Source organism: Alphaproteobacteria bacterium (assembly GCA_035625915.1).
Classification (GTDB): Bacteria; Pseudomonadota; Alphaproteobacteria; order JACZXZ01; family JACZXZ01; genus DATDHA01.
In genome coordinates this window covers 61,719-69,007 of sequence record DASPOR010000117.1, presented here as the reverse complement: position 1 = coordinate 69,007, position 7,289 = coordinate 61,719, and the positions used below count along the sequence as shown (strand labels likewise).

Sequence of the window (7,289 nt, the reverse complement as noted above, 5' to 3'; positions counted from 1 at the left end):
AAATAATTGGAGATGAAATTTCTGATTTCATTGTGGAAGTAGAAAAATTAGAGGATCGTCTTGCAGACATAATTCCGCCTACCGCGGACGCTCGGAATCCATAGCCACATAAACTCGCGACACCATGTCAGCGATCCAACGCTCAACCGCGCCCTCCTCACTTTTACGCCAAACAGAATAGGCTTCCATTCCAGCAGCAACCATGCCGCCGGTTATCTCCTCCATCCTTAATGGCCCTACCGCCGGGGGCGTCGCGTTCGCGGTATTCTGATACCCCATGAAACCTGCTGAGTCAAAGTGATAATCGCCAAAACGGGGGCGATGTTAGACTTGCCCACACGGCCCCCCTCGATTGACGGCCGCGCGGGGGTTCCTTAGCGTTGCGGTTAAGGCCGCGTTTCCGATCGGAGATCGCCGTCATGATTCCAGCCGACCCGCCCGCACCCGCCGGGGATGACGACGGCGAAGCGTTGCTCGACGAGGTCGAGAACGCCGGGCCGAGTCCCGACGACGAGGACAGGGACGTCGACAGCCTCATGATGCAGGGCTTGACGCTTCTTGCGCGCGAAAACTACGGGCAGGCGGAGGCGCGCTTCCGAGCGGTGCTCGTGAAGGATCCCCGGCGATCGAAGGCGCATCTCGGCCTCGGCCGCATCCTGGAGACGCGCTACAAGACCGAGCTTGCCATCCTCCATTTTCAGACGGCGAGTGCAATCGACCCCACCAATGCCGAGGCGTTCCGATGTTTGGGCGACGCCTATCTCGCCCTCGGCAAGTCGGCTCCCGCACTTGCGGCTTACGCTCGCGCGCTGCGCGCCGACGCAAAGCATGCGCTCGCCCATTATCACGAAGCCCTAGCACTGCTCGCGAGCGGCAAATACGCACGCGGCTGGCGCGGCTATGAATGGCGCTGGCGCGTGCCCGGCGCACCGGAGCGAAAGCTTGTCGCACCCGCGTGGGACGGCAAGGCTCGCACGAATGCGGCGGGTGCTCCCCTCAACCTGCTGGTCGAGGGCGAAGGTGCCGGGGTGGAAGCAATCCTCTGCCTCCATTCCTTCGCCGATCTCATGGCGAGCGGGGTGCGTGCGTCTTTTTGTGGCGATGGGGGGGTCGGCACGCTTCTTCGCCGCTCGTACCCCAACCTGGAAATTGTCGCTGCGGAAGTGCCGACCACGGCATTCGATGCGGCGATCCCGCTCGGCAGCCTGCCCGGTCACCTGCGCCGGCGGCCCGTGGAATTCACGCACGCGGCCGGCTATCTCGTCGCCGATCTGCGCGCGACCACGACGTGGCGGGAGCGCTACCGCGCGCGCGGTGCCGGGCTGAAGCTCGGGCTGGCATGGCGAGGCGAGGCGAGCTGGCCCGCACGCGATCCGGCCCGCCTGCCGCTCGCAGCCCTCGGGCCGGTTTTCGATCTCCCGGGATTCGATTTCGCGAGCCTCGAGCCCGAGCCGTCGGCGGTGATCGAGGCGCATGGGCAGGTGCCGCAGGACCGACTCGGCCATTGGCCGGGTGCTGCCGATCTCGACGCACTGGCGGCACGCATCGATGGCTGCGATCTCGTCGTCGCACCGCCCGGTCGGATCGCCGCCCTCGCGGGGGCGCTCGGGAAAAAGGTCTTCGTGCTTGCGCCCACGCCGGCCGGATGGCCGTGGCTCATGCGCGGACGGAAACTACCCTGGTTTCCAAGTGCTGTTGTGCTCCGCCGGCAGGCCGACCAGGACTGGGAGAAGCCGATTGCCGCCCTTGCGGCGGAACTACGCGCGCTTCAAAACAGCGCCGGATAGGATCGCCCACCCTCAGGCGGGGCGATCTGCATAGCATGGCATCGAATCGTACCGCGCTCGATGAGGAGGCGGGGAACACGCCGGCATTGCCGGATGGGTCGTGCTGCGGAGGGGCGTCCAGCCCTCAGCGTCCGCGGCGGATTTTGCGGACCTGATGGCCGGGTGTCGGCTTTGCCTGTTGCTCGTCAAAGAGCTCGGTGAGTTTTTCCATCATGGTGCCGCCGAGCTGCTCGGCATCCACGATCGTGACCGCACGGCTATAATAACGCGTCACGTCGTGGCCGATGCCGATCGCGACCAGCTCGACCGGCGAATAGCGCTCGATCCACTGGATCACGTCGCGAAGGTGCCGTTCGAGGTAATTGCCCGGATTGACCGAAAGGGTCGAGTCGTCGACAGGCGCGCCGTCGGAAATCACCATGAGGATGCGGCGCTGCTCCGTGCGCGCGATGAGCCGGTTGTGCGCCCAGAGAAGCGCTTCGCCGTCGATGTTTTCCTTGAGAATGCCTTCGCGGAGCATGAGGCCGAGGTTTTTGCGCGCCCGCCGCCAGGGCGCGTCGCCGGCCTTGTAGATGATGTGGCGCAGATCGTTGAGCCGGCCGGGGCCAGGTGGCTTGCCTTCGGCCAGCCATTTTTCGCGCGCCTGCCCGCCCTTCCAGGCGCGCGTGGTAAAGCCCAGGATCTCGACTTTGACGGCACAGCGCTCGAGCGTGCGCGCGAGGATGTCGGCACTCATCGCGGCGACGGTGATTGGCCGGCCGCGCATCGAGCCCGAATTGTCGATGAGAAGTGTGACCACCGTGTCGCGGAACTCGGTCTCGCGCTCGATCTTATAGGAGAGCGGAAAGACCGGATTGACGACAACGCGGTGAAGGCGCGCCGTGTCGAGAATGCCCTCCTCGACGTTGAAGTCCCATGCGCGCGTCTGTTTCGCGAGCAACTTGCGCTGCAGGCGGTTGGCGAGCCGCGTGATGACCCCTTGCAGGTTGGAAAGCTGCTGGTCGAGATGCATCCTGAGCCGCGCCAACTCCTGTGGGTCGCACAGCTTGTCGGCTTCGACCGTCTCGTCGAACTGGGCCGTGAAGGCGCGGTAATAAGGCTCGTTGCGATCGTTGCGCAAATCGCCGAGCGGCCGGACGGCGCGTCCGGGCCGACTCGAGTCGTCGTCGCCCGAGCCGGGCATCATCTCGCCCTCGGCCTCTCCGGCGTCGGCGTCGCTGCCGTCGCGCGAAGCACCCTCCTGGGCCTCCTGGGTCATGCCCGAGGCGGCACTCGATCCCTCGCTGTCGCCCGCTTCCGAGTCGGCATCGGCCGAGGCGTCCTCGCCTTCGGCGTTTTCGTCGTCAAGCTCGCTATCGGAGGCGTCCTCGTCGTCGAGTTCGAGATCGCGGATGAGCTGGCGCGCCACGTCGGCGTAGTGCGCCTGGTCGGCGAGGCAGCGGCCGAGCTCGGCGATGTCCCGGCTCACTTTGCTTTCGAGGGAGGAACGCCAAAAATCGACCATCCGCCGTGCTGCGGGTGGGGTCGCGTTCCCCATCAGGACCTCGCGCGCGAGGAGGCCGATCACGTCGGGAATCGGGGCATCTTCCTTGGCGTGAACGCGGGCGTAGCCGCGCTGGCGGCACTGATCGACGAGAGCGGCGGCAAGGTTCGATTGAACGCCCGCCATGGTGCGAGCACCCAACGCCTCGACGCGCACCTGCTCGATTGTGTCGAAGACCGCGCGCGCCGTAGGGCCGGCGGGCTGGCGCTTTGCGTGAAGGGCCGCGTCGTGGTAACGCAGGCGGAGTGCGAAGCTGTCGGCTTCGCCGCGCACGACCGCGACTTCGCCGGGTGGCAGCTCGCGCGAGGGCATGGGCAGGCGGGCGGCCGTTCCGGCGAGCGAGGGGCGATCCGGGGAGAAGGTGACGCTCACCTCGGGCTCGCGGCTGATCGCCCGCATCGTCGCCGCCGTTATCTGGCGGAACTCCTCGAGGGGGTTGTCTTGGCTGCGATCTCCCGACATCGGTGCTCCCGGCCGATCAGGCCGAGCCCACCTTGACGGACGACTCGCCGAGCTCGGTGCCGAAACAACGCTGATAATATTCGGCCACGATCGCGCGTTCCGCCTCGTCGCACTTGTTGAGGAACGTGACGCGGAAGCCGAAGGCTATGTCGTGGAAGATCTCGGCGTTCTCGGCCCAGGTGATCACGGTGCGCGGCGACATGACGGTCGAGATGTCGCCGGCGATGAAGCCGCTCCGCGTGAGGTCGGCAAGCGCTACCATCGCCGAAATCGTCTTTTTACCCCCTTCGGTGTCATAGGAAGGCGCCTTGGCGATGATGATCTTCACCTCCTCGTCGTGGGGCAGATAGTTGAGGGTTGCCACGATGTTCCAGCGGTCCATCTGGCCCTGATTGATCTGCTGGGTGCCGTGATAGAGGCCGGTCGTGTCGCCGAGGCCGATCGTGTTCGCCGTCGCGAACAGGCGAAAGGCGGGATGGGGGCGGATCACGCGGTTCTGGTCGAGGAGCGTGAGCTTGCCCTCAACCTCGAGCACGCGCTGGATCACGAACATGACGTCCGGGCGCCCGGCGTCGTACTCGTCGAACACGAGGGCCGTCGGATGCTGAAGCGCCCACGGCAGCAGGCCCTCTCGAAACTCGGTCACCTGCTTGCCGTCGCGGATTACGATCGCATCCTTGCCCACGAGGTCGATGCGGCTGATATGGCTGTCGAGATTGACACGGATGCACGGCCAGTTGAGCCGTGCCGCGACTTGCTCGATATGAGTCGATTTGCCGGTACCGTGATAGCCCTGGATGATGACGCGGCGGTTATAGGCAAAGCCCGCGAGAATCGAGAGCGTGGTGTCGCGGTCGAAAACGTAGACCTCGTCGAGGTCGGGCACGAGCTCGGTCGGCTGGCTGAACGCGGGGACGTCCATATCGAAGTCGATCCCGAAGGTCTGCCGCACGGAGACCCTGATATCCGGGTTGCCGATAGGCGGGGACTCGAGTGCCCCCGTTGGGCTTTTCGCAATCATCGAACCATTCCAGCGGTTGAGGGGGGTGCAATCGCTATCACGCGAGCATGGTGTTTTTCAAGGTGGTGTACGCCTGATTGATCAATTTCAGGCGCTCCTCGGCCTCTTTGTCGCCGCCGTTCGTGTCGGGATGGTGGCGTTTCACCAGCTCCTTGTAGCGTGCCTTGACCTCGTGCAACGTCACGGGGCCGGTCAATTCCAGGACGGCGAGGGCCTGACCTTCCGCCGTCAAAGGATAGGATTTGCGCTCGTTCGCTCGCCTTTCCTCGGCCCCGTCATCGTCGAAAAGGTCGAAGTAATCGCGCACCTTATGGGGCATCGTTCCGCCGAGGCGCCAAGTCGGCCGGTCCCACACGGTGTCGCGACGGCGGATAAGCTCGATCTCGCGCTCGTTCATGCCCTGAAAGTAGTTCCAGCTCAGATTGTATTGGCGGACGTGATCGAGGCAGAACCAGAAATATTCGTGCAGCCGAAGGCGATCCTTGGGTGCACGATATTCACCGGCCGATGTGCATTCCGGATGGTCGCAACGGCGCAGATGCGGCCTTGCCTCGGCCGCCCAGGGATCGATATCGAGATGTAGTGCGCGATCCATGATCTCAGTATGGGGTGCCGGCCAGTGCGAGACAAGCCTCGGGCAAGAAAAGACGACTCAGGCAGGCGAAGCGCCCATATCTTTCAAAAATGTGTCTTTCAAATTGACGCATGTCTTCATGCGGTGCGCCGGTCCGCAAGTGCGGTGATGCCGACCCCACCCAGGATGAGAACGAGCCCGGTGAGGAGCGTTGCGGTCAGCGGCTCGCCGAGCGCAATGGCCGCGGTAATCGCACCCGTAAGCGGCACGCCGAGGAAGCCGAGCGAGAGCGTCGTTGCCGGTAAGCTCTTGTTAACCGTGACCGATGCCCAAAAGCCGAATGCGGCGGCGATCGGGCCGTTATAGAAAAGAATCAACCCAAGCGCCGTCGACCAGTCGATGTGCAGCGGGCCCTCGTGAAAGTAGGCGAAAATGACAAGCGGTACGGCACCGACCGCCATTTGCCACGGCATGAGTTCGAGCGTTGTGCCATACCAGCGATGGCGCCGCACGTGGACGATACAAACCGCCCAAAGGAATGCCGCCAACATCAACAAGCCGTTGCCGAGCACGATGCGCCCGTCGCTCCAATCGAAGCTCCACGGATTGAAAAGTGCGACGACGCCCAGCATCCCCAACGCAACGCCGAGAAGCTTGAGTGTCGTCATGCGCTCCTTGAGGAAGATGGCCGCAAGCGGCGTCACAAAAAGAGGGGTGGCATAGGCGAGTATGGCGCCGCGGCCGGCCGGCACGCGCTGAAGTGCGAAGTTGGTCAGCCCCATGAAGAGCGCCATCTGCAGGAGCCCCACGGAGAGAAGAACCGGGACATCCTGGGACGCGGGGAGCCTCGCGCGGCCCTGCGCGAACAAAATGGCGAAAAGGCAGGGTATCGAGAGGAGCATTCGCAACGAAGTGAACCAGCCGGGCGAAATATGCGTGAGCCCGACTTTCATGATCGGCCAATTGACGCCCCATATCAGGATCAGGGCAATGAACACGAGTACGGCGTTTCGGCGCGACATGGAGGATTGGGTTCGAAGGTGCGGACGGCCGGAATATAGTCTGGCGAGTTGACGTTTGGCCAAACCGTATCACTTCCCCTTTGGCGACAAGGTGCTTCAATTTCAGGAGGCAGCCATGCGCGTGGCGGCGCGAATCAAGGCGAAGCTCAATGAAGCGCTCCGTCCGGAGCGCCTCGAGATCCTCGACGAGTCCCATCGTCACGCGGGCCACGCAGGCGCGCGGCCCGAGGGTGAGACGCATTTCCGGCTGGAGATCGTGTCCACCGCGTTCGAGGGTCGTCCCCGTGTTGCCCGCCAACGCCTCATTTACGAGATACTTGCCGACGATCTCAAGAGTGACATTCACGCGCTATCGCTTCAGACACTCACGCCCGCGGAGGCGGCGGCGCGCGGCCCAGGGCGTTGAGCGGATTGGCGAAATCGCTCATCGCCCAATAAAACGGACATTTCCAATATATTGATGCCACGAGAGTGGGCGCTGAGGTCCGATCAAGGCAATGGGGGTGGTTGGCAGCCCTCCCTGACTCACCCGAACGAGGACGTCCGCGCGCAGGAGTGAATGGGACGCAGATGCTGCAAAGCCGCAACGTCATGATATCAGGGCGCCGCACGAGCATTCGCCTCGAGCCCGAAATGTGGGAGGCGCTCCAGGAAATTGCGCGGCGCGAGGGCCGGTCGATCGGTGAGGTCGCATCCCTGATCGACGCTCAGCGCCACGGATCGAGCCTCACGGCGGCGATCCGTGTTTTCATTGTGAGCTATTTTCGTGCCGCCGCGACCGATGACGGCCATGCCCATGCCGGGCATGGCGGGGATCCCCGTCGCGAGCGCACTTCGCGACAGCGGCGGCGCGGATTTGCCGAGGTGCCGATTTAACCAA

General features: G+C 64.0%; 7 protein-coding genes. 3 read left to right on the top strand and 4 right to left on the bottom strand.

What is annotated here, in order from left to right:
* The first annotated feature begins 419 nt into the window (after window positions 1-419).
* Window positions 420-1,787: a tetratricopeptide repeat protein gene (locus tag VEJ16_09600; GenBank protein HYB09914.1), complete on the top strand. Its 1,368-nt coding sequence runs from the start codon at window positions 420-422 to the stop codon at window positions 1,785-1,787.
* A 124-nt stretch (window positions 1,788-1,911) separates the two neighbouring features.
* Here the strand turns inward: VEJ16_09600 and cobT are convergent, their stop codons facing one another.
* The 4 genes from cobT to VEJ16_09580 form a co-directional block, all read right to left on the bottom strand.
* Window positions 1,912-3,792, bottom strand: a complete 1,881-nt coding sequence (gene cobT, locus VEJ16_09595; GenBank protein ID HYB09913.1) for a cobaltochelatase subunit CobT — start codon at window positions 3,790-3,792, stop codon at window positions 1,912-1,914.
* 16 nt (window positions 3,793-3,808) lie between these two features.
* Entirely contained in the window at window positions 3,809-4,813 is a 1,005-nt protein-coding gene (gene cobS, locus VEJ16_09590) for a cobaltochelatase subunit CobS (protein HYB09912.1), read from the bottom strand.
* 37 nt (window positions 4,814-4,850) lie between these two features.
* Window positions 4,851-5,408: a J domain-containing protein gene (locus VEJ16_09585; GenBank protein HYB09911.1), complete on the bottom strand. Its 558-nt coding sequence runs from the start codon at window positions 5,406-5,408 to the stop codon at window positions 4,851-4,853.
* Between the two features lie 116 nt (window positions 5,409-5,524).
* The gene (locus tag VEJ16_09580) at window positions 5,525-6,409 is read right to left on the bottom strand and encodes a DMT family transporter (protein HYB09910.1); all 885 of its coding nucleotides are present in this window, start codon (window positions 6,407-6,409) and stop codon (window positions 5,525-5,527) included.
* Window positions 6,410-6,464: 55 nt separating this feature from the next.
* On the opposite strand from VEJ16_09580, the gene VEJ16_09575 reads away from it, so the two are divergent.
* Both VEJ16_09575 and VEJ16_09570 read left to right on the top strand, forming a co-directional pair.
* Window positions 6,465-6,815: a BolA family protein gene (locus VEJ16_09575; protein ID HYB09909.1), complete on the top strand. Its 351-nt coding sequence runs from the start codon at window positions 6,465-6,467 to the stop codon at window positions 6,813-6,815.
* 164 nt (window positions 6,816-6,979) lie between these two features.
* Complete coding sequence (locus tag VEJ16_09570) at window positions 6,980-7,285, top strand: ribbon-helix-helix domain-containing protein (GenBank protein ID HYB09908.1); 306 nt, start codon at window positions 6,980-6,982, stop codon at window positions 7,283-7,285.
* Window positions 7,286-7,289: the final 4 nt, after the last annotated feature.

Excerpts from the sequence above, each read along its gene's own strand:
- cobS (HYB09912.1), bottom strand. The coding sequence starts at position 4,813 with ATGATTGCGAAAAGCCCAACGGGGGCACTCGAGTCCCCGCCTATCGGC.
- VEJ16_09580 (HYB09910.1), bottom strand. The coding sequence starts at position 6,409 with ATGTCGCGCCGAAACGCCGTACTCGTGTTCATTGCCCTGATCCTGATA.
- VEJ16_09585 (HYB09911.1), bottom strand. The coding sequence starts at position 5,408 with ATGGATCGCGCACTACATCTCGATATCGATCCCTGGGCGGCCGAGGCA.
- cobT (HYB09913.1), bottom strand. The coding sequence starts at position 3,792 with ATGTCGGGAGATCGCAGCCAAGACAACCCCCTCGAGGAGTTCCGCCAG.
- VEJ16_09600 (HYB09914.1), top strand. The coding sequence starts at position 420 with ATGATTCCAGCCGACCCGCCCGCACCCGCCGGGGATGACGACGGCGAA.
- VEJ16_09570 (HYB09908.1), top strand. The coding sequence starts at position 6,980 with ATGCTGCAAAGCCGCAACGTCATGATATCAGGGCGCCGCACGAGCATT.